This window comes from Quatrionicoccus australiensis (genome assembly GCF_020510425.1).
Lineage (GTDB): Bacteria > Pseudomonadota > Gammaproteobacteria > Burkholderiales > Rhodocyclaceae > Azonexus > Azonexus australiensis_A.
Genome location: NZ_JAHBAH010000001.1, coordinates 3,383,477 through 3,408,149, shown reverse-complemented (window position 1 = coordinate 3,408,149; position 24,673 = coordinate 3,383,477). Strand labels below are relative to the sequence as shown.

Below are 24,673 nucleotides of genomic sequence, written 5' to 3'. Positions count from 1 at the left end.
CTTAATCCTCCAGAACCCAGGTGTCTTTGGTACCGCCGCCCTGCGACGAATTGACGACCAACGAACCCTCGGTCAGGGCGACGCGGGTCAGACCACCCGGCACCATGTTGACGCACTTGCCCGAGGACAGTACGAAGGGACGCAGATCAAGGTGGCGCGGCGCAATGCCTTCCTCGACAAAAGTCGGGCAGTTGGACAAGGCCAGCGTCGGCTGGGCTATGTAGCCTTCCGGCTTGGCGATCAGCAATTGCCGGAAATGCTCGATCTGCTCCTTCGTCGAAGCCGGTCCGACCAGCATGCCGTAGCCGCCGGCACCATGCACTTCCTTGACCACCAGTTCCGGCAGATGATCGAGAACGTATTTCAGATCATCCGGCTTGCGGCACATGTAGGTCGGCACGTTGTTGAGTTTGGGCTCTTCGCCGAGGTAGAAACGGATCATCTCCGGCACGTACGGGTAGATCGACTTGTCGTCGGCGACACCGGTGCCGATCGCATTGGCCAGGGTCACGTTGCCGGCCTGGTAGGCCTTGAGAATGCCCGGCACGCCCAGCGTCGATTCGGCGCGGAAAACCCTGGGATCCATGTAATCGTCGTCAATCCGGCGATAGATCACATCGACGCGCTGCGGCCCCTGCGTCGTCTGCATGTAAACCACTTCGTCCTTGACGAAGAGATCGCGCCCCTCGACCAGTTCGACCCCCATCTGCTGGGCCAGGAAGGTATGTTCGAAATAGGCACTGTTGTAGGCGCCCGGCGTCATCACGACCACAGTCGGATTGCTGACGCCCTGCGGCGCGACGGCGCGCAACTTTTCCAGCAGCATGTCCGGATAGTGCTGCACCGGCGCCACCTTGTGCTTGGCGAACAACTCGGGGAAGAGGCGCATCATCATCTTGCGGTCTTCGAGCATGTAGGAAACGCCGGACGGTACGCGCAGGTTGTCTTCCAGGACGTAGAACTCGCCAGCACCGGCGCGCACGATATCGACGCCGGCGATATGGGCATAGACGCCCCCCGGTACATCAACACCCCGCATGATCGGACGGTACTGGGCGTTGTTGAGAATCTGCTCGGCCGGAATCTTGCCGGCCTTGAGAATTTCCTGATCGTGGTAGATGTCGTGCAGGAACATGTTCAACGCAGTGACACGCTGGCGCAGGCCAGCCTGCAGCGCCAGCCATTCGGCCGAGGGAATGATGCGCGGAATGATGTCGAAGGGAATCAGGCGCTCCTTGCCTGCCTCTTCGCCGTACACCGCGAAGGTGATGCCGACCCGATGGAAAGCCAGGTCCGCTTCAGCCCGCTTGCGCGCGATGCGCTCGGCAGGCGTCGCCTTGAGCCATTGATCGTAACCCTGATAGTGAGCACGGACGCCGTCGTTGGCGTCCATCATTTCGTTATAGAAGTTCATATTGGACTCGTCGCTGAGGATGCTCTCGAAAGTAATTCAGCAGATTCCATGCCACTGTCCAAAACATCACGAAATCAGTGAATTAGAAATCGACAGAACAGGGCAACGCCCTACCGTGGTGCATCTGTATTTCAAAGTGGTGCAAATAAAAAACCCGCCGGATTGCTCCGGCGGGTTTTCTGAACAACGGAAAGACCGAAGCGATCAGGCGCGTTCGAAAATGACTGCAATACCTTGACCACCACCGATACACATCGTAACCAGCGCATACTTGCCGCCAACACGTTCCAGTTCATACAGCGCCTTGGTGGCGATGAAGGCACCGGAACAGCCAACCGGGTGACCGAGAGCGATAGCGCCGCCGTTCGGATTGGTCTTGGCCGGATCGAGACCGAGCACCTTGGAAACCGACAGCGCCTGGGCAGCAAAGGCTTCGTTGGATTCGATGACGTCCATCTGATCCAGCGTCAGGCCGGCCTTCTTCAGCGCCAGCTTGGTGGCCGGAATCGGACCTTCGCCCATGACATCGTTCGGCACGCCGGCAACGGCGTAGGAGGCGATGCGGGCCATGGCCTTGTGACCAGCCTTGGCAGCGACGTCGGCAGCAGCCAGAACGAAGAAGGCAGCGCCGTCGTTGATACCGGAAGCGTTACCGGCCGTGACCGTGCCGTCCTTCTTGAAGGCCGGTTTCATCTTGGCCAGGGATTCCATCGTCGTGTTGGACTTGACGTGCTCGTCGGTGTCGAACACCACTTCGCCCTTGCGGGTTTGTTTGACGATCGGGAAAATCTGCGACTTGAAGTGACCGGCAGCAATGGCGGCGGTAGCACGACGCTGCGATTCGACAGCGAAGGCATCCTGCTCTTCACGGGTAATGCCATGCTTGGCAGCAAGGTTCTCAGCCGTGATGCCCATGTGGCCAACACCGAACGGGTCGGTCAGCACGGCAACCATGGAGTCGATGGCCTTGGTGTCACCCATGCGGGCACCCGAACGCAATGCCGGCATCAGGTAGGCGGCCTTGGACATGACTTCGACGCCGCCACCGATACCGTAGTCGGCATCACCCAGCATCAGGTTCTGGGCGGTAGTTACAATGCCTTGCAGACCGGAAGCACAGAGGCGGGAAACCTGCATGGCGACGGAATCCATCGACAGGCCGGCCTGGATGGAAGCAACGCGGGAAACGTAAGCGTAGCGGGAATCCGTCGGCATCGTGGTACCGACTGTGACGTAGTTGATTGCCTGCGGATCGACACCGGAGCGAGCAATCGCTTCCTTCATGACGATGCCGGCCAGTTCGGTACTTTCGAAATCAGCCAGGGAACCACCAAAGGCACCAATCGGCGAACGGACTGCGCTAAGAACGACGACTTCTCTGCTCATAAACATCTCCTTGTAAGAATCATTCAGCCTGCCAGACTGGCAAGCCCCAACAAAAACAGCAACACAATCCACATGACCGTGGCCCGCCAGACAAGGCCCACGGCACTCTGCATGAAATCTACATCGGCCGGATCACCCGTACCCAGCGCAGCACGATCCGTCACCAGGCCATCATCCAGCACCGGCATCCCGAGCTGAACTCCCAGCGCCCCGGCGCCACTGGCCAGCACAATCCCCTGATCACGCTCCGGCCATTGATCAGCCTGCGTCCGCCAGCAATAAACCGCGTCTTCGAAATCACCGACGATGGCGAAGATGGCCGCTGTCGCACGCAATGGCAGCCAGTCGATAATACCGAAAACCTGGCAGGAAAACGTGAAGAACACATTATGCTCAGTCACATTACGGTTGTGCCAGCGCTCGGCAATCACCGCCGACATCCGGTAAAGAACGGCACCACACGGCCCCGGCAACAAAACGAACCAGAGCAGCACGGCAAAAACATGCCGGTGCGAAGCAAGCAGCGCCTGCTCTATGGACAGTCGGGCAATATCCTCCGAGCCCAATTCACTGACCGAGCGCCCCAGCCATTCTGCGAGCAGCGCGCGGGCCCGAGGCAAATCTTCCTGGCGCAGCGCCAGCTGGATTTCGGTGTAATGATGGCTGAACTGACGAAAGCCCATGGTCAGATACAGCACGACAACGTTGAACGCCCAGGCCAGCAGAGGATTCAGCGAATAAAGCAGAGCATACAGCACGGCCACCAGGCCAACCGGCAGCAATACGGCGAGACACCAGGCGATGACGCCGTGACGATACTCCCCCGCATTGCAGCGAGACTCGATGAAATCTGCCCAGCCAGAAAGAGGGGCAACCACCACGCGGCGGTAAGAGAGGGGTTGTAGCTGCTCGATGAGAAAAACAGCAATCAGCGAGAAAAGACTCATGGGGCGGAGATTTCGCCGTAATCGGCATATTTTCTTATGCTAAAGCACCACCATACCACAAGCTCAGGCGGGATGCAGACCAAGGCGGGCTGTCAGCGACCGAATCATGCCGGCCGTCGCCCCCCAGATAAAATAATCGCCATAGGGCATGGCAAAAAAGTGCCGCATGGCCCCACGGTAGTGCAGCGAATGTTCCTTGTGATTCAGGGGATTGAGAAGAAAATCCAGCGGCACCTCGAAGGCTTCGGCCACTTCGAACGGATCAACGCTCAATTCAAAGGGCGGTTGCACCACTCCGACCACGGGCGTCACCCTGAAACCGGTACCGGTTCGGTACTCCGGCAGGAAACCGAGAATCTCGATGTGCTGACGCGCCAGCCCGATCTCTTCTTCCGTTTCACGCAGAGCGGTATCGACCGGCGATAAATCTTCATTTTCGACCCGTCCACCGGGAAAACTGATCTGCCCGCCGTGGTCGCGCAAATGTGCCGTACGCTGGGTGAGCAAAACGGTAGGCCCGGCTTCGCGCAGGACGATGGGAAACAGCACGGCGGCGGCAGTCAGCGACAAACCCTCGCCGCCCTCTTCCTGAATAAAGTCGCTCGCGGCAGGAGCCGCCAGCAGACAATTCCTTATGCTTTGCAGATCGGGATTCATGCTGCCGGAACGTTGTCCTCGATTTCGGCATGAACGGCATTCAGCGCATCCTGCAAAGTCTCTTCCGACAGGCAATTGATCGAAGTTGCAACCACATCGGCCGCCTCAATCGCGCCCACCGGCAAGCGCTTGCTGTCCAGACAGGCAATCAGTGCAGCCGCCGCACCAACAATCCGCAAAATCGACTGGCGCTCGCTCATCAGCATTTCCAATTCATGGCGCAACATGCTTATTTCCTGGTCACGGTCCGGCATGATCTTTCTCCTAGAATCGTTTTTTAAGTGTCATCGTACTGCCGTCGCGCTGCATTTCCATCCGGTTGAGGAAACTCATGCCCAGCAGCGCAATCGGCATTTCATTCTGGTGAACAACGGCATCGACGCCGTGCAAGGTGATATCACCCAGGCGAACAGTGTCGAGTTGCAACTTGCTGACCACGGTCTGGCCGTTGGCCGTTTGCGAAATCAGCTTCTGGCCGCGATTGAAATCGAGACCAATCCGGCGAGCATCGGTTGCCCCCAGGGAAATCATCGTCGCCCCAGTATCCACCACAAAGCGCACCGAGGTCCCGTTAATTGTCCCGGTCGTATAAAAATGTCCCTGACCATCGGCCGTCATGATGATCTTGCCCGAACCATCGCCATTCGAGACGCCAACCGCATGCTGGCCGACGCGCAGCGGCCGCTTCTTGCCACCGACCTCGACCACGACCTGATCACCCTGTACGGAGAGCAGCTTGACGCCATCCAGGCTCTGCCCAATGGCCACAGCCTGCGGCTCACCGCCATTGACCATGAGCATGGCCTTGCTCCCCATGATGCCAGCCAAACCAACCTCCTGCGCCGCTGCAAGCATGGGAAACAGACCTGCAACCAGCAGGGCCAGCGTAAAATGAAACATCATTTTTCCTGACGACTTTATTGCCATGCTACCTGTTGCCATCTTTCGCCACTCCCCGACTGAAGGTCCCGGTTATTTTGCCATATTCCTTGAGCAGCAAGGGATTCCATGGACACTGATCGCCCTTGACGAAGGCGAAGCCGTACCGACAACGGTCGACGCCTTTTCCGGCCTCTGTTTCATGGGCGGGCCGATGAGCGTCAATGACCCCCTGCCCTGGATAGAGCCAGTATGCACCCTGATTCGCCAGGCCGCGGCGAGCAACATCCCGGTCATCGGTCATTGCCTGGGCGGCCAGTTGCTGAGCAAGGCGCTGGGCGGCCAGGTCACCCGCAATCCGGTCAAGGAAATCGGCTGGAGCGAAGGCTGCGGCGAGGATGATGCGATCGCCCGACAATGGCTCGGCCCCTTTGCCGGCAATGCGGGCACCATCTTCCAGTGGCACGGCGAAACCTTCAGCCTGCCGGAGGGAGCCTCTCGTCTGCTGAGCAATGCGTATTGTGCCAACCAGATGTTCGTCAAGGGACCACACCTCGGCATGCAATGCCATGTCGAAATGACCCCGGAAATGATCGCCACCTGGTGCGAACAGTGGGCCGACGAGGCGATCACGGCCGCCGACCAGCCCAGCGTCCAGCTACCGGAAGTCATGCAGCAGGAAATCGCTGCCCGCCTGCCGACGATGCGCCTCTTGTCGGAACAGCTTTATTCGACCTGGATCAAGGGCCTGAAGCGCTGAGCCGGACTATCCGGCGAAAAGAAAACGGGCATCCGCGATGCCCGTTTTTGCCTTTTTCAGCCGGTCGACCGACAGGAATGTCTAGTCGCGGAAATTGCCGTACTTGATCGGGAAATCGGTAATCGATTTGGTGATCAACGCGATGCAGCCCTGCAGATCGTCACGCTTGGCACCCTGAACGCGCACCATATCGCCCTGGATCGAGGCCTGGACCTTGAGCTTGCCATCCTTGACCAGCTTGACGATTTTCTTGGCGAGCTCGCTGTCGATCCCGTCCTTGATCTTCATTTCCTGCTTGACCTTGTTGCCGGAAACGCTAACCACCTTCTGGTGATCGAGGCGCTTGACGCTTTCCTTTTCCTTCTTTTCCATGGCCGGGAAAAGCAGGTCCTTGATCTGGTCAAGCTGGAAGTCGGAGTCGCCCCACAGGGTGATGACCTTGTCCTTCTCGTTCAGTTCGACCTTGGCCGAAGTGCCCTTGAAGTCATAGCGATTGTCGATCTGGCGCGAAGTGACGTCGATGGCATTCTTCAGGCCAACCATGTCTGCTTCGGAGGTAAAGTCAAAGCTCGGCATGAATACTCCTTGTTTTCAAAAATCCCACAACACGCCGCGTAGCGGCTTGTTGCGGCGAAGACTAACCTTCAGGTTAGTCGGAGCCAAAATGGCAGACGTAGTGATACGGCTCGTCACAGGCAATTTCGAAGCTGGAATTGCCCGGCACGTTGAAGGACTGGCCATCACCATAGGTCGTCCATTCGTTTTCGCCCTTGAGCTTGACGCGGCACGAGCCGCCAACGCCTTCCATGATTTCCGGCGCGCCGGTATTGAAGGTCAGGCTGGACGGCAGGATCACGCCAACCGTCTTCTTGGTGCCGTCTTCGAGCACGACGGTATGGCTGACGCACTTGCCATCAAAATAAACATTGGCCTTCTTGACCACGGAAACCTTGTCGTATTGCGACATTTAAATACCCCAGATTTTCTGAATGACTGATTTGGCGACAAAACCGACCATGCCGAAAGCCAGCACGAAGAAGAGCACGAAGGTACCCGTCTTGCCGGCTTTCGACTTCCAGGCAATCTCGCCGATGATGAAGAGCATGAAAATGATGAAAGCCGCGACACCCCAGGTCGAGAAAAAGTCCGCGATCTGTTCTTCATTGAAACCGAATACGGTGCCGCTTTCCATCAATCAGCCCTTTTTCTTGGCAGCCGGCTTTTTGGCAGCAGCGGCCTTCTTCGGTGCCGCAGCCTTGGCCGGAGCGGCCTTGGCTGCCGGTGCAGCTTTCTTGGCCGTTGCCGGCTTGGCCGCCTTTTTGGCAGCCAGATTGGCGGCGATCCGCATGCGCAGCGCGTTGAGCTTGATGAAACCGCCTGCATCGCGCTGATCGTAAGCACCGGCATCGTCCTCGAAGGTGGCGATGGTCGAATCGAACAGCGAATCGGTCTGCGAGTCGCGACCGACGACGATGACGTTGCCCTTGTACAATTTGAGGCGAACCGTACCGTTGACCGTCTGTTGCGTATGGTCGATCAGCACCTGCAGCGCCTTGCGCTCCGGGCTCCACCAGTAGCCGTTGTACACCAGACTGGCGTAACGCGGCATCAGGTCGTCCTTGAGGTGGGCGACTTCGCGATCCAGCGTGACCGACTCGATGGCACGGTGTGCGCGCAGCAGGATGGTGCCGCCCGGGGTTTCGTAACAGCCGCGCGACTTCATGCCAACGTAGCGGTTCTCGACCAAGTCAAGACGACCGATACCGTGCTTGCCGCCAAGCTCGTTCAGCGTGGCAAGCAGTTCGTGCGCCTTCATCTTCTTGCCGTTGATTGCCACCAGATCACCGGCAACGAATTCAAGGTCGAGATACTCGGCCTTGTTCGGTGCCTTTTCCGGCGACACGGTCCAGCGCCACATCGATTCTTCGGCTTCAGCGGCCGGATCTTCCAGGTGACGACCTTCGTAGGAGATATGCAGCAGGTTGGCGTCCATCGAATACGGCGAGCCACCCTTCTTGTGCTTCATGTCGATTTCGATGCCATGCTTCTCGGCATAGGCCATCAGCTTTTCGCGCGACATCAGGTCCCACTCGCGCCACGGCGCGATGACTTTGATGCCCGGCTTCAGCGCATAGGCGCCGAGCTCGAAACGCACCTGGTCGTTACCCTTGCCAGTCGCGCCGTGACAAATGGCGTCAGCGCCGGTTTCATTGACGATATCGACCAGGCGCTTGGCGATCAGCGGCCGGGCAATCGAGGTACCGAGCAGGTATTCGCCTTCATAGACGGTATTGGCACGGAACATCGGGAAGACGAAGTCGCGGACGAATTCTTCGCGCACGTCGTCGATGTAGATGTTTTTCGGCTTGATGCCGGCCTTCAGCGCCTTGGTACGCGCCGGCTCCAGCTCCTCACCCTGACCGAGGTCGGCCGTGAAGGTGACGACTTCGCACTTGTACACATCCTGCAACCACTTGAGGATGACCGAGGTATCCAGACCGCCCGAATAGGCCAGCACTACTTTCTTGATGTCGCTCATTTCAGTTCCTTGTTTCAATTCAACTCAGCCGTTGATACGGCCCAACATTAAATATTCCATCAACGCCTTCTGGACGTGCAGACGGTTCTCCGCCTCATCCCAGACTACCGATTGCGGCCCGTCGATGACTTCGGCCGTCACTTCCTCACCACGATGCGCCGGCAGGCAGTGCATGAATAGCGCCCCCTCATTGGCGACACGCATCATGTCACCATCGACACACCAGTCGGCAAAAGCCTTGATCCGCGCTTCGTTTTCAGCCTCGAAGCCCATCGAAGTCCACACATCCGTGGTAACCAGATCAGCACCGCGGCAGGCATCCATCGGGTCGGCAAAGACCTGGAAATGCGACTCGTCGATCACGCCCACCAACTCGGGATTGATCTCGTACCCCGGCGGCGTTGACACATGCACCTTGAAATCCAGCACCTCGGCTGCCTGCAGCCAGGTATTGCACATATTGTTGGCATCGCCGACCCAGGCAACCGTCTTGCCCTGAATGCAACCGCGATGCTCGATGTAGGTGTAGATGTCGGCAAGGATCTGGCACGGGTGGTATTCGTTGGTCAGCCCGTTGATCACCGGCACGCGCGAATTGGCGGCAAAACGCTCGATGATGTCCTGCTCGAAAGTGCGGATCATGACGATATCGCTCATCCGCGAAATCACCTGCGCCGCATCCTCGACCGGCTCGCCACGACCCAGCTGGGAGTCGCGAGTATTCAGGTAGATCGCCGAACCGCCGAGTTGCTGCATGCCGGCCTCGAAGGAGAGACGGGTACGCGTACTGGCCTTTTCGAAAATCATCACCAGCGTACGGTCGCTCAGCGGCCAGTACTTCTGGTAGGACTTGAACTGGTTTTTGATCCAGCGCGTACGGTCGAAGACGTACTCCAGCTCGTCGCGGGTGAAATCCTTGAATTGCAGAAAATGTTTGATCGCCATGGTTCAGGCCGCCAGAAATTCCTTGATAAGGGGAGCGCTACGGTCGACCAGCTCCCGAGCATCATTTTCGCTGAAAATCAGTGGCGGCAGAAAGCGCACCACCTTGTCAGCCGTCACATTGATCAGCAAGCCGGCGGCCAGTGCCTTGCCGACCAGTTCGCCGCACGGACGATCCAGTTCGATACCGATCATCAGACCATGACCACGGATCTCGACCAGACCCTTAACGCCCGCCAGCGCTTCAGCCATCAGAGAACGAATCAAGGCACCGATGCGTTCGGCACTGGCCATCAAGCCATCCTGTTCGATGGTCTGAATCGTCGTCAGCGCTGCCGTCGATACCAGCGGATTACCGCCAAAAGTCGAGCCGTGGTTACCCGGCCCGAACAACCCGGCCGCCTTGCCACCCGCCATGCAGGCGCCAATCGGCACGCCCGAGCCAAGGCCCTTGGCCAGAGTAGCAATATCAGGCTGGATGCCGGCGTGCTGATAACCGAACCACTTGCCGGTGCGTGCCATGCCGCATTGCACCTCGTCGCAAATCAGCAACCAGCCCTGCTCGTCGCACAACTGGCGCAGGCCACGCTGATACTCGAGAGAAGCCAGATGGATGCCGCCTTCGCCCTGGATCACTTCCAGCATGACCGCGACGATATTCTTGTTGTGTTCGGCAACCGCCCGGATCGCCTCCAGATCATCGTAGGGAACGCGGACAAAGCCGGAAACCAGCGGCTCGAAGCCCGCCTGTGCCTTGCGGTTGCCGGTCGCCGAAAGCGTCGCCAGCGTCCGGCCATGGAAAGCCTTTTCCATGACGATGATGGTCGGCGACTCGATACCCTTCTTGTGGCCATAAAAACGAGCCAGCTTGATCGCTGCCTCATTGGCCTCGGCACCGGAGTTGCTGAAAAAAACTTCCTGCATACCGGAAAGCTCGCACAGCTTGTCGGCGAGCTCTTCCTGCTCGCGAATCCGGTACAGGTTGGAGGTGTGCAACATCCGGCCAGCCTGCGCAGAAATGGCCGCGACCAGTTTGGGATGAGCATGCCCCAGTGTAGAAACAGCAATACCGGACAGCGCGTCGAGGTACTCTTTGCCTTCGGTATCTGTAATCCGGCTTCCCTGACCATGACTGAAAGCCACCGGCAACCGGGCATAGGTATTCATGACATGCGACATGAGCACAACCCCAAAAAACGAAAACGGCGGCCAGCGCCGCCGAAACGACTACAACACTTTACGGATCGCAATAACCGGAAAGAGTTGCAGAAAACCAGATGTTAAGTGAAAAATAGAGCCTTGTATAGAACGGCAAAACCATGCGCATCGCTATATTCAACCAGAAAGGCGGCGTCGGCAAAACGACAACCGCACTCAATCTCGGCGCAGCGCTGCATCGTGCCGGTACGCCTCCGCTCTTGATCGACCTTGATCCGCAAGGGCATCTGTCAAGCATCCATGGCACGCTGCCCACCGAAGCCAGCCGCAGCCTGTTTGCCTTCTACCAGGACAGCCGCAGCCTCGCCGAACTGGAAGTCGAGTGGGAAAACATCGGTCAACTGATTCCTGCGCACCAGCAATTGATCAAGGTCGACTCGATTTTCGGCAAAGGCCCCGCCATTCTCAACAAGCTGCGCAGCGGCCTCGACCTGCTCGAAAGCGAGAAGCCCCAGCGAACGACCATCATCGATTGCTGCCCTTATATCGGTGTACTTGCCTTGAATGCCATTTTTGCCTGCGACCGCCTGCTCATTCCGATTTCAACCGATTATTTGTCTTTGCAGGCAGCCGAGCACATCACTCGCACTCTTCAAGTACTGGAGCCGGTACTAAAAAGGAGGGTTGAACGACGCTACCTGCTCACCCGCTTCGACCGCCGCCGCCGCATGAGTGACGATGTCCGCAACAAACTGCGCGAACGCTACGGCAGCGAAGTCTGCGACACCGTCATTTCAGAAAATGTCGCCGTAGCGGAAAGCCCGTCGGTTAACCGCGACGTCTTTCGCCACAACGCATCGAGCGCGGGCGCCCACGATTACAAAGCACTGCTCGATGAGTTGCAGCACAAAGGCGACCTCTAAAAAGCTGCCTAACCAGCCACGATCATATCGACCACATCCTCGTAACTACAGGCCGCATTACGCGCCCCCAAGGCCATCGGCTGGCTGCGCGCCTCAAGAATCTCGCAGTCGTTGTACATCTGGCACAACTTGCGCCTTGCCTCTACTTCGTCCCGACCGTAGATCGACAAATTCTCAACGACGACGCCGCTGCGGGTACGAATGCGAAACAGATATTTCAGAACGGTATGGGGCACCATAAAACCCTCTGCATATCAATGAAGTAGCTTCAGTATATGCAGACGATTCAACAAAAACAACGCATCCCTTTCTGTTAAAACAAGTTTTCTAGCAATAGTGGCAAAGGCGCCACAGCCACAACGCTTCTGCTAGAATGCCTCCACCAAAGGTCGCAACGCCCGATAAAAGCAGAGTAGAACAATGACAACATCAGAATCGACCACCTTCATCATTGTTGGCCTGACCAAACAAGGAAAGAAATTTCGCCCCAGCGACTGGGCAGAACGCCTCTGTGGCGTCATGTCGGCCTTCGGAGCCGAACGCAAGATGAAATACTCCCCCTACGTCGGCCCCGGTGATTACAACGGTGAAAAGGCGGTTTTCGTTGACGGCCGCCTCGGCGAAGTCGAACCGATGGCCTATCGCTTCATGCTCAACTTTGCCCAGGACAACGATCTGCAGATCATCGATGGCGTCTGCTCCCTGGAAGAAAAAAAATAAGCCTCCCAGCAAAACAACAGACAATAAAAAAGGCACCCGAAGGTGCCTTTTTTATTGTCATCCAGCCGGATCAGGCAGCTGCAATAGCCTTGATCTGAGCAGACAGGCGGCTCTTGGTACGAGAAGCCTTGTTCTTGTGGATGATTTTCTTGTCAGCAATACGGTCGAGAACCGCAACGGATTGCTGGAAGACGCCCTGTGCGGCGGCTTTATCACCAGCTTCGATCGCCTGGCGCACGCGCTTGATCGCGGTACGCAGGGTCGAACGCAGGCTGGCGTTATGGGAGCGCTGCTTGTCAGCTTGACGGGCGCGCTTGCGGGCTTGTGCGCTATTGGCCATGAATAAAGTCCAAGGAAATAATGAAATTAAGCTGGCAATTATAGCCGAACAAATGACTCATTCGCAACAACAAACCATAACAACGAGCAATCCATTCATCCGCTTAAATATGCCGCTCGTAGAAAACTACCGCCTCCATCAATCACTCTCCCCTAAACTGGGCACATGAAAACTTCTTGCTCCACTCCTTCACCTTGAAAACAATCAATCACCGCTTCGTGCCCTCCGGGTTCTCGCTAGTTGAGTTGATGGTCACGATTGCCATCTTGGCCATTCTGGCCATGATGGCCGCACCATCGATGCAAGGCCAAATAGCATCAAGTCGAGTCACGGCCGCCACCAATGACCTCTTAACCACCCTGGCCCATGCCAGATCAGAAGCTGTCCGGCGCGGCATCACAGTCACAGTGACAGCCACCGGCGGAGACTGGAAAAACGGCTGGACCAGCACAGCAGGCAGTTCCGCCGGTGCACAAGCTGGCGACATACAGTTCAACAACGCCATCAGCATCGTCGCTTTCGCTTCCGATGGCACAAGTGCAAACACTGGCACGATAGCCGTATCCTCGACATCGACGTACACATCAAAAGCCAAAAGCATTCAAATTCTTGGCAGCGGAAAAGTCTTCGTCAACGAATAGCGCAACTAAATACATCATGACATCTGCCCTCTCCCCCTCCGAGAAACGCTGGCAATCCGGCATGAGCATGATCGAAGTTCTTGTCGCATTGATCATCCTTGCCCTGGGTGCCCTCGGCATCGCCGCCCTTCAAACGCGCGCCCTGAAAGGCAATGAAAGCAGCTTGCAACGTAGCCAAGCCGTAATGGCCGGGACGTACATGCTTGAAGCCATGCGAGCCGACAGCACCCTACGCAGCCACGCGATGACCTGCGCCTCGGGTGGTGGCGACACATTCAACAAATGGATCGAAGACATAGGAAGATCTGTCGGACCCAACACCTGCGGCCAAGTCAATTGCGCAGCAAACGCTCGCGGCACGCTATGCACCGTCACCATTCAGTGGAATGACAGCAGAGCAAAAGGCAGCGCCGCAGAGCAAGTATTATTGAGTTCACTCCTATGAACACCTGCACATTTATGCAAAAAAGCCAGTACGGGTTGAGTCTGGTTGAATTAATGGTCGCCATGGCGATCGGCCTGGTTCTGATGCTTGGTGCCACTGGCGTTCTGCTCACCAATCAACAAGCCTTCAGGACCACGGAAAGCCTCGGAGCCATACAGGAAAACGCGCGCGTAGCCATTGACCTGATGACAAGAGACATCCGGGCCGCAGGTGGACACCCCTGCCTTAGCATGGAGGTGAGAGACATGACAGGTGGCAACGCCGCAGCCGTCGCTCTGAAAGCTGGCATTTCGAGTGGAATCACAATAAATCCTGGCACCAACCCCGGCAATCGGGTCATGGCACAAGGCGCAATACAAGTGATCACCGCATCAACAATCCAGACCATCACGGGCTATAACATGGGCTCTACCACCATCACCGCCACTAACGACCTGAAGGCCAACGACATAGTCATCACCTGCACCAGCAAATCGGCCTATCTGTTACGAGTCACCTCGGCGACCCCCAACTCCTTTACAGTTTCTGCCGTACCAGGTGTCAATCTCCTCAATGCAACCCTGGTTTCCGGCCTTGCAAACCAGCTCTGGTACATAGGCAACGCAGGGCGGGCCCTGCCATCGCTGTATCGCAGAACAGAGGGCAACAACCCGGAGGAAATGGTCGATAACGTGACCGGCCTGGCCGTTCAGAACCTTAACGGCGCAACCAAACTAACCGTGACCCTGTGCGGTAGAAGTGTTGAGCAAAACATGGCGACCGCCGCACCAACTTGCCCAGGACGCGTTGAACGGACTTCATTCAGCGTAGCCCAACGTCGTACGAGCTGAAACATGAGCACTCTTACCCCACCGAAAAAGCAGCGCGGCATCGTACTGATCGTCGCAATGATCATGCTGGTGATCATGAGCATCCTTGGCATCTCGAGTGTGCGCAATATTGCGCTGGAAGAAAGGATGAGCGCCGCCTCCCACGACAGAAGCATTGCCCTGCAAGCGGCAGAGGCCGCGCTTCTGGCCGGCGAACAAGATGCTCGCAACAAAACCGGGATGGCAGTAAACCCGGAAGTCGAATTCGCTGCGGGCGGCTGCGCGCCAACGATCGTCAATGGTTTTGTTGCCACACCCATCCGCGCATGTTCGCCGGACTGGATGACTGACAGCAAGTTGATCAACTGGACGACCCAAGCCCGCAAGCTTGACAAAGCCAGCGTAAACCTCGGCCCCCTGGCCGGTGACAACACCCGTTACCTTATCGAGTTCCGCGGCACCCAGGTATGCAAACCCAAAGCGGGAGAAGCAATGGCAACAGATTGCGAGAAAGATAAAACCAATCCCTTCTGCTATTGCAATCTATTCAGAATCACCGCCATGAGCAACCCCAGCAACGATCGCGCCAACGTCATGCTGCAAACCCTGATGACCACTTACTGAGCCGCACAATCAAGCGCTCCGGGAGTACTCCATGAAAATCCAAAACAATTCCAGCCAGTTCGTTCAGCGGCTCGTTGCCCGAACGGCAGCCATCGCCCTATGCCTTGGCTCCTCGCCTTTCTCGTATGCCGCAGACATTCCAACGGTACCCTTGCAGGCGAACGTCTCAACCGACCCGAACGTCATGATGATTCTCGACGATTCGGGATCAATGCAATTTGAGATCATGCCTGACGATTACACACTGGGGGCCACCTATTATGTATTTCCCCGAGCCAATAACGTCTACGGCAGCACGGACTACAACAACGAAGTCGCAACAGTAGACAGCACCAAGATATTTGCAGCCCTGACACGCTCCCCACAAGTCAATACGATTTACTACAACCCGGCGATAACTTACACCCCCTGGGCCAATCAGGATGGCAGCCTTTACCCTCCCGCCTCGCCCACCTGTGCTCTGCACAACCCTATGCGATCAGGAACCACCACTGCGTACTGTCGTAACCTGACCACCAACATGGTCAATTACAACGGCGTGTACTGGAATACCTGCACCTCCGCAAGCGACAACAATTGCTCCCCGACAACAACATTACCGAGTTCGAGTTTTTGGACAGCTACTTATTTTTGGTTTACAGGCACCAGCAGTGAAAAATGGACTCTGTCGAAGTATGCAAAACGCGAAATCCGTTCCACAACGCCCACTTATAACGGCGATGGACGTACCGCACGGACTGACTGCACCGCCGGAGTATGCACTTACGCCCAGGAAATTCAGAATTTTGCCAACTGGTACACCTACTATCGCTCACGCGTCCTGACGGCACGCGCCGGCATCGGCCGGGCATTCTCGGCCCAGGGAACCGGCCTACGGGTCGGGTTCGCCGCTATTAACGAAGGCAGTTCAAGCATCGATGGCGTATCAACCACCACGCTCATCAGTGGCGTACGCCAATTTAGCGGTACAGATCGCAGCAACTTCTTCTCTGACCTTTATGGTCACACCATTCCTGCGGCAGGCACACCGTTACGCAAGGCACTCGATGCAGCCGGTCAGTATTACAGCCGCACAGACGACAAAGGGCCGTGGAGCAGCACACCGGGCACAACGGGGGGCACACTCTACGCCTGCCGGCAGAGCTACAGCATCCTGATGACCGATGGTTACTGGTCGGAAGGGAGCACAGCGTATGAAGCAACCACCAGCGCCGCCAAAAATGATAACGACAGCACCGATGGCACAACCATCACCGGCCCCAATAGCCAAAGCCTAAAATTCACTGCCGTCTCTCCGTTCACCGATGGCCGAGACAACACGCTGGCAGACGTAGCCGCTTATTACTGGAAACGGGATCTGAACACCAATCTGACGAATGCGGTACCAACCAGTACGCGCGATCCTGCATTCTGGCAACATATGGTCACCTTCGGGGTTGGCCTTGGTGTAAACGGGACAGTCGACCCCGACACAGCTTTCAGTGCCATTGGAAAAACCTCACCAACCATTACATGGCCCACACCATTTGGCAGCAACCCAGGAAAACTTGATGACCTGCTGCACGCCTCCGTGAACAGCCGCGGCGCTTTTTTTAGCGCCAAAGACCCGCAGGAATTTGCTGCCGCCCTGACCGCCATGCTCAACGACATCGCCGACCGGAAAAGCTCATCTGGATCGGTCAGCGCCAACAGCACCCGTCTGACTACCTCATCACTGGTATTCAGCGGCAGTTTCAACACGGCTGACTGGGGCGGGGAACTGGCGGCTTATCAGATTACGGCGAGCGGCGTAACGAGCACTCCGGTGTGGGAAGCATCAAGCCTGATTCCCGCCTATGGCAGCAGAAAGATATTCACGATCACCGGCGGCAACAAGAAGGAATTCCTGTGGAGCAACTTGGGCGCCACTGACCTGACCGCCCTGACCAGCCAGGCTATCGTCGATTATCTGCGTGGCGACCGGAGCCAGGAAACAAGCAACGGCGGCACGCTACGCAAACGGAAGACATTGCTTGGCGACGTTGTCAACTCGTCGCCGGTCTACCAGAAGTCGACAAAGACTGTTTACGTCGGCGCCAATGACGGCATGTTGCATGCCTTCAATGCAGAAACCGGCGTCGAGCGATTCGCCTACATTCCGAGTCCAATGCTCGCAAAAATGAAGTCATTAAGCGACTCAACCTACGTCCACCAGTTCTATGTCGACGGTGACATGGAAATAGCCGATCAGTCCGATACCGGCCTGAGCAAGTCCTATCTGGTTGGCACGCTGGGACGTGGCGCCAAAGGCCTGTACGCACTCGACATCACCACACCAGCCTCTTTTGGCGCAGCAAATATTGCCTGGGAGTATGTTGATAGCACAGACAAAAGTCTTGGCTACATGCTCGGAAAGCCGGTGTACGCGAGGATGAATGATGGATCGGACGTGGTCATCCTCGGCAATGGTTACAACAGCGCGAACGGTACCGCCGTCCTGTACATCATCAATCTGGAGACGGGGGTTGCAAAGAAAATTGACACCAACATAGGAAGTGATAACGGCCTGGCCACACCAGGGGTCGTCGACAACAATGGCGATGGTTATATCGACTACATCTATGCAGGCGACCTGAAAGGCAACGTCTGGAAGTTTGATGTATCCAGCAGCACAGCAACAAACTGGAAGGGCTCTGTTTTCTTCACCGCCAAGGACTCCAACAATCTTGCCCAGCCCATCACCTCCGAAATCACCTCCAGCGTCAATTACCTGACAAGTGACCCCAATGCCGGCAAGCGCTACATCTTCTTTGGTACCGGCGCCTATTTCCGCAAGACCGACCCGGATGACAAATCAGTACAAACCTGGTATGGCCTGATTGATAATGGCAGCGCCATTTCCGGACGGTCCTCGCTAACAGCACGAGGCCTGGCCGCCGAATTTACCGCCGATGGCAAGCCGGCACGCTCCTTCAAGAGTGCCACAGCGGGAGACATGACAGGAAAAAGCGGCTGGTATCTCGACTGGATCAACGCAGATGGAACAACGAAGATCGGAGAGAGAATGGTGACCGCGTCGGCACTTTACCGCCTGACCGAGCCAACTCTGCTGGGCAGTTCCATCATCCCAAAAGCTGACGATCCATGCCAGCCGGGCGGCACGGGCTATATCAACGCCATCAACGCCTTTACCGGTGGCAGCCTGAAAGCCTCGATCTTCACCTTCACAACCAGCCCGGGTGCGAGTACTGTGGGCTCCCTCGACTTTGGTGTAGGGATGCCAAGCCAGGCTTCGCTCTTCGTCGGTGACTCGAGTACCGGCCAAATTGTAGTTAGCGGAACAGGGAACAGTTCTGGTACTGGCACTGGCACTTCTAATTCTGGTCTTGGTGGGAATGGCTTCATCCCTGACGATAAAGGTGGCCGCATCTACTGGCGTGAAATTAACAGGAAATAGCAATGAAAAAAATGCAAACCGGCTTTACCCTGATTGAACTGATGATCGTTGTGGCGATCATCGGCATCTTGGTTGCAATCGCCCTGCCGAACTATCAGGAGCATGTACGCAGTGCGCGCCGAACAGCAGCCATGGGCTGCCTGATGGAGCGCAGCCACTTCATGGAGCGCTGGTATGCGGGCAATATGACCTATGCCGGAGCAGCGGGAATTCCAGGCTGCGATGGAACGGTCGCGCAGTTCTATGTTATCGGCGCCCCCGCTAACCTGACGGCGACCACCTTCACCTTGTCGGCAACCCCGACCGGCGCCCAGGCGGATGACCGCTGCGGCGTTTTATCGGTCAATCAGACGGGAACAAAAACCGCTGACGTGGGCGATTGCTGGCGTTAAACCAGCACAATCATGTGTAAAAAAGGGAGGCGATTCGGCCTCCCTTTTTCATGCACCTGAAGCCAGTTCCTTCGGCAGCGCGAACGAAACGCCCTCCTCCACGCCAGCCAGTTGCGCGACCGTCGCGCCGGAGAGCGAGCGGATACGGTCAACCACGCGGCTGACCAGGATTTCGGGGGCCGAGGCGCCGGCGGTGATGCCGACATTTTTCTTGCCGACCAGCCAGACCGGATCGACTTCATCCGGCCCATCGACCAGGTAGCCATCGATCCCGCGCGCCACGGCCACTTCCTTGAGGCGGCGCGAGTTGGAGCTATTCGGGCTGCCGACGACGATCACCAGATCACACTGTTCGGCCAGCGCCTTGACGGCATCCTGGCGGTTTTGCGTGGCGTAGCAGATATCGTCCTTCTTCGGCCCCTGGATTTCCGGAAAGCGGGCACGCAGGGCAGAAATGACCACCGACGCATCGTCGACCGACAGCGTGGTCTGGGTGACGAAAGAAAGCTGCCCGGGATGACTTACGTTCAGTGTGGCGACTTCCTCGGCCGTCTCAACCAGGTACATGCCTTGCGGGCTTTGCCCCATGGTGCCTTCGACTTCGGGGTGGCCCTTGTGGCCGATCATCACCACTTCGCGCGTCTGGTTGCGCATCTTGCCGACTTCGACATGCACCTTGGTGACCAGCGGACAGGTCGCATCGAACACCTTTAGACCGCGCTCTTCGGCTTCGGCGCGGACCGCCTTCGAGACGCCATGAGCGCTGAAGATGACCGTGCTGCCGGCCGGCACTTCGGCCAGCTCCTCAATGAATACCGCTCCCTTGGCACGCAGGTCGTCGCAGACGAACTTGTTATGCACGACTTCGTGGCGCACGTAGATCGGCGCACCGAACTTTTCCAGCGCGCGCTCGACGATGGCGATGGCACGTTCGACGCCGGCACAGAAGCCGCGGGGATTGGCGAGGAGAACTTGCATTTACATGATTCCGATGATTTTCACCTCGAAGCGGATCGTTTTTCCGGCCATCGGGTGGTTGAAGTCGAACAGGGCGTGCGTCGCATCCAGCTCGCGCAGGAAGCCGGCAAAGGTACCGCCGTTGGGCGCGGTGAATTCGACGACGGAATTCTCCTTCAGTTCCATCTCGGCAGGCAGGCCGCTGCGCGCGATGCGCTCGACCAGGCGCTCGTTGTGCATGCCGAAGGCTTGTGCCGGCTCCAGTTCGAAGACGAAGTTTTCCTGGGCAGGCAAACCGATCAGGACATTTTCGAGGTTTTCGGCGAGTTGACCGCTGCCCATCTGCAAGGTAGCCGGGCTCATGTCGAAGGTAGACAGGAATTCCTCGCCGTCGAGCGTGGTAATGCGGTAATGCAGGGTCAGATAGCTGTCGGAACGGACGGTACTGCTCATTTTGTATCCTTGTCGTGGCCGCCGGCGGTCAACTGCGCCAGAACCAGCAAAATGGCGCCGAGCGTGATGGCCGAATCGGCGACGTTGAAGGCTGGCCAGTAATAACCGGCGACATGCCATTGAATGAAATCGACAACCGCGCCGAAACGTACGCGGTCGATGACGTTGCCGAGCGCACCGCCCATGACCAGGGCGAGTGCCAGCGACAGCGTCTTCTGTTCCGGGTGGCGGCGCAGTTCGAGCGCGATCCAGCCCGACACGCCGATGGCCAGGGCCGAGAACAGCCAGCGCTGCCAGCCCGGCTGATCGGCCAGAAAACTGAAAGCCGCGCCCTGGTTGAAGGCCAGCACCCAGTTCCAGAATGGCGCGACATAGATCGTTTCACCAAACTGGATGTGGGCAAGAACGAAATACTTGCTGAGCTGGTCAAGCACAATGACCAGCCCGGCCAGGGCGTACCAATGAACCGCCTTGTTAGGCACAGTGACGTGCCTCGCCGGCGCCATGCAGGTTGCTGACGCAACGCCCGCACAAGCCCGGATGCGCTGGATCGGCACCGACATCGTCACGCACGTGCCAGCAGCGTTCGCACTTGGCGTGCGCCAGCGGCGAGGCAACTACCTGCTCGGCCTCATCGCGCACCAGTACGGTCGACGAGCAAATCAGCACGAATTTCAGATCATCGCCCAGCGCGGCCAGCGCTTCGTATTTCTCGCCGGCACAACGGATTTCGACCGCCGCCTGCAGCGCCGAGCCGATCTTTCCGGCTTCGCGTTGTTCTTCCAGGGCCTTGGTGACATCGGCGCGGACGGCACGCACGATGGCCCACTTGGCGAGCAGCTCACCTTCATTGGCCAGGGCCGGCAGGTCGTGCCAGAGCTGGAACATGATCGAATCGTCGGCCTTGCCGGTCAGCACGGACCAGACTTCTTCCGCCGTGAAGGAGGCGATCGGCGCCAGCAGGCGGGTGAAGGCCTGGGTGATGTGCCACAGCGCGGATTGCGCCGAGCGGCGCGCCTGCGACTTCGGTGCCGTCGTGTACAGGCGGTCCTTGAGGATATCGAGGTAGAAACCGCCGAGATCTTCGGAGCAGAAGGTTTGCAGCGCCTGCACGACGCGATGGAATTCATACTTGTCGTAATCGGCGCGGCAGCTTTCCTGCAGTTCGCGGGTCAACGCCAGCGCATAGCGGTCGATTTCCAGCCATTCTTCGACCGGCAGCATGTCGGCGGCGGCGTCGAAGTCGGAGACATTGGCGAGGAGGAAGCGCAGCGTGTTGCGGATGCGGCGGTAGCCTTCGACGACGCGCTTGAGGATTTCATCGGAAATGGTCAGTTCGCCCGAGTAATCGGTCGACGCCGTCCACAGGCGCAAAATCTCGGCGCCCATCTTGTCGGAAACCTGCTGCGGCGCGATGACGTTGCCCTTGGACTTCGACATCTTGTGGCCCTTCCCGTCGACGACGAAGCCGTGCGTCAGCAGCGCCTTGTATGGCGCCTGGCCGTCGATGGCGCAGCCGGAAAGCAGCGAGGACTGGAACCAGCCGCGATGCTGATCGGAGCCTTCGAGGTAAAGATCGGCGACATAGGCGAGGTCGGCGGCATGCGTGCCGCGCAGGACATGCCAGTGCGTCGTGCCGGAGTCGAACCAGACGTCCAGCGTATCCTTCATCTTGACGTACTGCTCGGCCTCGGCGCCGAGCAGTTCGGCGGCATCCAGGCTGAACCAGGCTTCGATGCCGGCCTTTTCGACGCGCTGGGCAACCAGCTCGACCAGTTCGGCCGTGCGCGGATGCGGCTGGCCGGTTTCCTTGTGCAGGAAGAAGGGAATCGGCACGCCCCAGTTGCGCTGGCGCGACACGCACCAGTCCGGGCGGGTCTTCATCATGCCTTCGAGGCGGGCGCGGCCCCAGGCCGGGAAAAACTGCGTTTCATCGACGGCTCGCTCGGCGATCCAGCGCAGGCTCGGCGCGTTCTCGTCCTGCTTGCGGTCCATGCCGATGAACCACTGCGTCGTGGCGCGGAAGATGATCGGTGTCTTGTGGCGCCAGCAATGCGGATAGCTGTGGCGGATTTTCTCTTCGTGCAGCAGTCGACCGCTGGCGGCCAGTTCGGCGAGCACGAGCGGATTGGCTTCCCAGACCGTCTTGCCGGCCAGCTCACCGGTCGACAGCGCGGGAACGGTCGAAATGAAACGACCGTCGTTGCCGACCGGGTTGTTCACCGGCAGACCGTACTGGCGGCCGACGTTGTAGTCGTCCACGCCGTGCGCCGGCGCGGTGTGCACCAGACCGGTACCGGCCTCGGTGGTGACATGCTTGCCGCAGATGATGGCGACATCGCGCGGCTGGAACGGATGCTTCAACAGGATCTGGTCGAGCTTGTCGCCGGTCGTCGAGGCGATCACCGTGCCTTCGAGTTCATAGCGCTTGAGTGCCGACTCGGCCAGTTCGTGCACCAGGATCAGGGCGCCCTTCGCCGTTTCGACGAGGTCATAAGTCAATTCCGGATGCACGCTGACCGCTTCGTTGGCCGGCAGCGTCCATGGCGTCGTCGTCCAGATCACGGCGAAGGCCGGGCTGCGCAGATGCGTCAGGCCGAAAGCCGCAGCCAGCTTGGCGGCGTGGTTTTCATGCACTTCGAAGGCGACGTCGATGGCCGGCGAAGTCTTGTCCTCGTGCTCGACCTCGGCTTCGGCCAGCGCCGAACCGCAATCCAGACACCAGTTCACCGGCTTCAGACCCTGATACAAGTAACCGCGTTCGAGAATCTTGCCCAGCGCGCGGATTTCGCCGGCTTCAGCCGCGAAATTCATGGTCAGGTAGGGATTGTCCCAGTCGCCAAGCACGCCGAGACGGATGAAATCCTTCTTCTGGCGCTCGACCTGTTCGCCAGCGTAAGCACGCGACAGTTCGCGCACCTTGTCGGCCGGAATCGCCTTGCCGTGCAGCTTCTCGATCTGGTGCTCGATCGGCAGGCCATGGCAGTCCCAGCCCGGCACGTAGGGCGCATCGAAACCGGACAGCGTCTTCGAGCGGACGATAATGTCCTTCAGGATCTTGTTGACCGCGTGGCCAATGTGGATGTCACCGTTGGCGTAGGGCGGGCCGTCGTGCAGCACGAAGCGCGGCCGGCCGGCGCAGATTTCGCGGATGCGCTGGTAGAGCTTCTTTTCCTGCCACAGGGCGACCCATTGCGGTTCGCGCTTGGGCAGGTCGCCGCGCATCGGGAAAGCCGTATCCGGCAGGTTCAGGGTGTCTTTATAATCAGCCATTTTGCGTGCTCACAGCTTGAAGAAGGCCCGGGCGGCCGCGGCATCTGCCGCGATCTGCGCCTTGAGGGCATCAAAATTGGGAAAGCGTTGCTCGTTGCGCAGCTTATGCACGAAACGAACGGAAAGGTGGGTGCCGTAGATGTCGCGGTCGAAATCGAACAGGTGCACTTCGAGCAGCGGCCGCGTACCACCGAGCGTCGGCCGGATGCCGAGATTGGCGACGCCAGGCAGCAGCTCTTCGCCCAGACCGCCGACCTCGACGGCGAAAACGCCGGTCATCGGCAGCGGATTGTGGCGAATGCGGATATTGGCCGTGGCAAAACCGAGCTGGCGCCCGATCTTGTCGCCATGCCGGACGCTGCCGTCGATCATGTAGGGGCGCCCGAGCAGGGCTGCCGCATGCTTCATGTCGCCGGCCGCCAGGGCACGCCGGACGCCGGAACTGGAGACTCTTTCGCCGTCGACCGTGACGCTCTGCATGGCTTCGACGGTAAAGCCGAAACGCTTACCTGCCGTCTTGAGCAGGGCGAAATCGCCAGTGCGGCCACGTCCGAAACGGAAGTCGTCGCCAATGATCAGGTGCTTGACCTGCAGGCCGCGCACCAGCACCTGCTCGATGAATTCATCCGCCGACAATGCCGCAAAGGCGGCATTGAACGGGCAGATCATCGCCTGGCTGGCGCCGCAGTCGGCGAGCAGCTCGAGCTTTTCGCGCAAGGTGGTGAGGCGGGCCGGGGCCGAATCGGGCGCGAAAAACTCGCGCGGATGCGGCTCGAAAGTCAGCACCGTCGGCGCCAGTTGCAGGCGTGCGGCGGCGGCCGCCAGTTGTTGCACAAGCGCGGCATGGCCGAGATGGACGCCATCGAAATTGCCGATGGCGAGCACAACGGGAGAAGGAACGGGACGCGAGTGACCGCGAAAGACGCGCATGGGCTTCGGAGCGAAAAAAACGTTGAATTATAACGGCCCCGGTCCGCC

The 24,673-nt window shown here is 58.3% G+C and carries 29 protein-coding genes; 10 read left to right on the top strand and 19 right to left on the bottom strand.

The features are described from left to right. Position 1: 1 nt before the first annotated feature. The 6 genes from KIG99_RS16410 to KIG99_RS16385 all read right to left on the bottom strand — a co-directional run bounded on the left by KIG99_RS16410 (position 2) and on the right by KIG99_RS16385 (position 5,304). Positions 2 to 1,414, bottom strand: a complete 1,413-nt coding sequence (locus tag KIG99_RS16410) for a circularly permuted type 2 ATP-grasp protein (protein WP_226461117.1) — start codon at positions 1,412 to 1,414, stop codon at positions 2 to 4. 204 nt (positions 1,415 to 1,618) lie between these two features. Further along, positions 1,619 to 2,800 carry an acetyl-CoA C-acyltransferase family protein gene (locus tag KIG99_RS16405; RefSeq protein ID WP_226461116.1) on the bottom strand — a complete coding sequence of 394 codons (1,182 nt, stop codon included), beginning with the start codon at positions 2,798 to 2,800 and terminating at the stop codon, positions 1,619 to 1,621. Positions 2,801 to 2,823: 23 nt separating this feature from the next. Further along, on the bottom strand, positions 2,824 to 3,747 hold the full coding sequence (locus KIG99_RS16400) for a CobD/CbiB family protein (protein WP_226461115.1): 924 nt from the start codon (positions 3,745 to 3,747) through the stop codon (positions 2,824 to 2,826). A gap of 63 nt (positions 3,748 to 3,810) precedes the next feature. Next, positions 3,811 to 4,404, bottom strand: a complete 594-nt coding sequence (locus tag KIG99_RS16395) for a CoA pyrophosphatase (RefSeq protein WP_226461114.1) — start codon at positions 4,402 to 4,404, stop codon at positions 3,811 to 3,813. Further along, positions 4,401 to 4,658 (bottom strand): hypothetical protein, encoded by a 258-nt coding sequence (locus tag KIG99_RS16390; RefSeq protein WP_226461113.1) that lies wholly within the window; start codon positions 4,656 to 4,658, stop codon positions 4,401 to 4,403. Before KIG99_RS16390 ends, KIG99_RS16395 begins: the two co-directional genes overlap by 4 nt. Positions 4,659 to 4,668: 10 nt before the next feature. Continuing rightward, entirely contained in the window at positions 4,669 to 5,304 is a 636-nt protein-coding gene (locus tag KIG99_RS16385; RefSeq protein ID WP_226461112.1) for a retropepsin-like aspartic protease family protein, read from the bottom strand. 25 nt (positions 5,305 to 5,329) lie between these two features. Here KIG99_RS16385 and KIG99_RS16380 point away from each other — a divergent pair, with 25 nt between their 5' ends. Next, on the top strand, positions 5,330 to 6,043 hold the full coding sequence (locus KIG99_RS16380) for a type 1 glutamine amidotransferase (RefSeq protein WP_226461111.1): 714 nt from the start codon (positions 5,330 to 5,332) through the stop codon (positions 6,041 to 6,043). A gap of 81 nt (positions 6,044 to 6,124) precedes the next feature. Here the strand turns inward: KIG99_RS16380 and KIG99_RS16375 are convergent, their stop codons facing one another. The 6 genes from KIG99_RS16375 to KIG99_RS16350 form a co-directional block, all read right to left on the bottom strand. Then, positions 6,125 to 6,619: a YajQ family cyclic di-GMP-binding protein gene (locus tag KIG99_RS16375; RefSeq protein WP_226461110.1), complete on the bottom strand. Its 495-nt coding sequence runs from the start codon at positions 6,617 to 6,619 to the stop codon at positions 6,125 to 6,127. A 73-nt stretch (positions 6,620 to 6,692) separates the two neighbouring features. Further along, entirely contained in the window at positions 6,693 to 7,010 is a 318-nt protein-coding gene (ppnP, locus tag KIG99_RS16370) for a pyrimidine/purine nucleoside phosphorylase (RefSeq protein ID WP_226461109.1), read from the bottom strand. Beyond that, positions 7,011 to 7,235 carry a DUF2788 domain-containing protein gene (locus tag KIG99_RS16365; RefSeq protein WP_226442994.1) on the bottom strand — a complete coding sequence of 75 codons (225 nt, stop codon included), beginning with the start codon at positions 7,233 to 7,235 and terminating at the stop codon, positions 7,011 to 7,013. It abuts the gene before it with no gap. Between the two features lie 3 nt (positions 7,236 to 7,238). After that, positions 7,239 to 8,582 (bottom strand): argininosuccinate synthase, encoded by a 1,344-nt coding sequence (locus tag KIG99_RS16360; protein ID WP_226461108.1) that lies wholly within the window; start codon positions 8,580 to 8,582, stop codon positions 7,239 to 7,241. Positions 8,583 to 8,606: 24 nt separating this feature from the next. Continuing rightward, the gene (gene argF / locus KIG99_RS16355; RefSeq protein ID WP_226461107.1) at positions 8,607 to 9,527 is read right to left on the bottom strand and encodes an ornithine carbamoyltransferase; all 921 of its coding nucleotides are present in this window, start codon (positions 9,525 to 9,527) and stop codon (positions 8,607 to 8,609) included. A gap of 3 nt (positions 9,528 to 9,530) precedes the next feature. Then, positions 9,531 to 10,703, bottom strand: a complete 1,173-nt coding sequence (locus tag KIG99_RS16350; RefSeq protein ID WP_226461106.1) for an aspartate aminotransferase family protein — start codon at positions 10,701 to 10,703, stop codon at positions 9,531 to 9,533. A gap of 140 nt (positions 10,704 to 10,843) precedes the next feature. Between KIG99_RS16350 and KIG99_RS16345 the strand changes: the two genes are divergently transcribed. Then, a complete protein-coding gene (locus tag KIG99_RS16345) occupies positions 10,844 to 11,605 on the top strand; it encodes a ParA family protein (RefSeq protein ID WP_226461105.1) in 762 nt (253 codons plus the stop codon). 8 nt (positions 11,606 to 11,613) lie between these two features. On the opposite strand, the gene KIG99_RS16340 is transcribed toward KIG99_RS16345, so the two are convergent. After that, complete coding sequence (locus tag KIG99_RS16340; RefSeq protein ID WP_226461104.1) at positions 11,614 to 11,844, bottom strand: hypothetical protein; 231 nt, start codon at positions 11,842 to 11,844, stop codon at positions 11,614 to 11,616. A 181-nt stretch (positions 11,845 to 12,025) separates the two neighbouring features. On the opposite strand from KIG99_RS16340, the gene KIG99_RS16335 reads away from it, so the two are divergent. Further along, complete coding sequence (locus tag KIG99_RS16335; RefSeq protein WP_226442988.1) at positions 12,026 to 12,325, top strand: DUF3579 domain-containing protein; 300 nt, start codon at positions 12,026 to 12,028, stop codon at positions 12,323 to 12,325. A gap of 70 nt (positions 12,326 to 12,395) precedes the next feature. On the opposite strand, the gene rpsT is transcribed toward KIG99_RS16335, so the two are convergent. Then, positions 12,396 to 12,665 (bottom strand): 30S ribosomal protein S20, encoded by a 270-nt coding sequence (gene rpsT, locus KIG99_RS16330; RefSeq protein WP_226442987.1) that lies wholly within the window; start codon positions 12,663 to 12,665, stop codon positions 12,396 to 12,398. On the opposite strand from rpsT, the gene KIG99_RS16325 reads away from it, so the two are divergent. The 7 genes from KIG99_RS16325 to KIG99_RS16290 are packed head-to-tail and all read left to right on the top strand — an operon-like array spanning position 12,664 to position 19,012. Continuing rightward, the gene (locus KIG99_RS16325; RefSeq protein WP_226461103.1) at positions 12,664 to 12,834 is read left to right on the top strand and encodes a hypothetical protein; all 171 of its coding nucleotides are present in this window, start codon (positions 12,664 to 12,666) and stop codon (positions 12,832 to 12,834) included. The genes rpsT and KIG99_RS16325 overlap by 2 nt on opposite strands. Before the next feature lie 7 nt (positions 12,835 to 12,841). After that, on the top strand, positions 12,842 to 13,306 hold the full coding sequence (locus KIG99_RS16320; protein WP_226461102.1) for a GspH/FimT family pseudopilin: 465 nt from the start codon (positions 12,842 to 12,844) through the stop codon (positions 13,304 to 13,306). A 16-nt stretch (positions 13,307 to 13,322) separates the two neighbouring features. Next, on the top strand, positions 13,323 to 13,751 hold the full coding sequence (gene pilV / locus KIG99_RS16315) for a type IV pilus modification protein PilV (protein ID WP_226461101.1): 429 nt from the start codon (positions 13,323 to 13,325) through the stop codon (positions 13,749 to 13,751). Then, positions 13,748 to 14,581 carry a PilW family protein gene (locus tag KIG99_RS16310; RefSeq protein ID WP_226461100.1) on the top strand — a complete coding sequence of 278 codons (834 nt, stop codon included), beginning with the start codon at positions 13,748 to 13,750 and terminating at the stop codon, positions 14,579 to 14,581. Before pilV ends, KIG99_RS16310 begins: the two co-directional genes overlap by 4 nt. A gap of 3 nt (positions 14,582 to 14,584) precedes the next feature. Continuing rightward, on the top strand, positions 14,585 to 15,184 hold the full coding sequence (locus tag KIG99_RS16305; protein ID WP_226461099.1) for a pilus assembly PilX family protein: 600 nt from the start codon (positions 14,585 to 14,587) through the stop codon (positions 15,182 to 15,184). A gap of 31 nt (positions 15,185 to 15,215) precedes the next feature. After that, positions 15,216 to 18,620 (top strand): pilus assembly protein, encoded by a 3,405-nt coding sequence (locus KIG99_RS16300; RefSeq protein WP_226461098.1) that lies wholly within the window; start codon positions 15,216 to 15,218, stop codon positions 18,618 to 18,620. A gap of 2 nt (positions 18,621 to 18,622) precedes the next feature. After that, positions 18,623 to 19,012 carry a type IV pilin protein gene (locus KIG99_RS16290; protein ID WP_319002400.1) on the top strand — a complete coding sequence of 130 codons (390 nt, stop codon included), beginning with the start codon at positions 18,623 to 18,625 and terminating at the stop codon, positions 19,010 to 19,012. A gap of 48 nt (positions 19,013 to 19,060) precedes the next feature. Here the strand turns inward: KIG99_RS16290 and ispH are convergent, their stop codons facing one another. The 5 genes from ispH to KIG99_RS16265 are packed head-to-tail and all read right to left on the bottom strand — an operon-like array spanning position 19,061 to position 24,625. Continuing rightward, entirely contained in the window at positions 19,061 to 19,990 is a 930-nt protein-coding gene (gene ispH, locus KIG99_RS16285) for a 4-hydroxy-3-methylbut-2-enyl diphosphate reductase (protein WP_226461097.1), read from the bottom strand. Beyond that, positions 19,991 to 20,422, bottom strand: coding sequence for an FKBP-type peptidyl-prolyl cis-trans isomerase (locus KIG99_RS16280; RefSeq protein WP_226442980.1), 432 nt, complete (start codon positions 20,420 to 20,422; stop codon positions 19,991 to 19,993). It abuts the gene before it with no gap. Further along, complete coding sequence (gene lspA, locus KIG99_RS16275) at positions 20,419 to 20,904, bottom strand: signal peptidase II (protein ID WP_226461096.1); 486 nt, start codon at positions 20,902 to 20,904, stop codon at positions 20,419 to 20,421. The genes KIG99_RS16280 and lspA overlap by 4 nt, the downstream gene beginning before the upstream one ends. Further along, entirely contained in the window at positions 20,897 to 23,695 is a 2,799-nt protein-coding gene (gene ileS / locus KIG99_RS16270; RefSeq protein ID WP_226461095.1) for an isoleucine--tRNA ligase, read from the bottom strand. Before ileS ends, lspA begins: the two co-directional genes overlap by 8 nt. 9 nt (positions 23,696 to 23,704) lie before the next feature. Beyond that, a complete protein-coding gene (locus tag KIG99_RS16265; RefSeq protein ID WP_226461094.1) occupies positions 23,705 to 24,625 on the bottom strand; it encodes a bifunctional riboflavin kinase/FAD synthetase in 921 nt (306 codons plus the stop codon). Between the last annotated feature and the right edge of the window lie 48 nt (positions 24,626 to 24,673).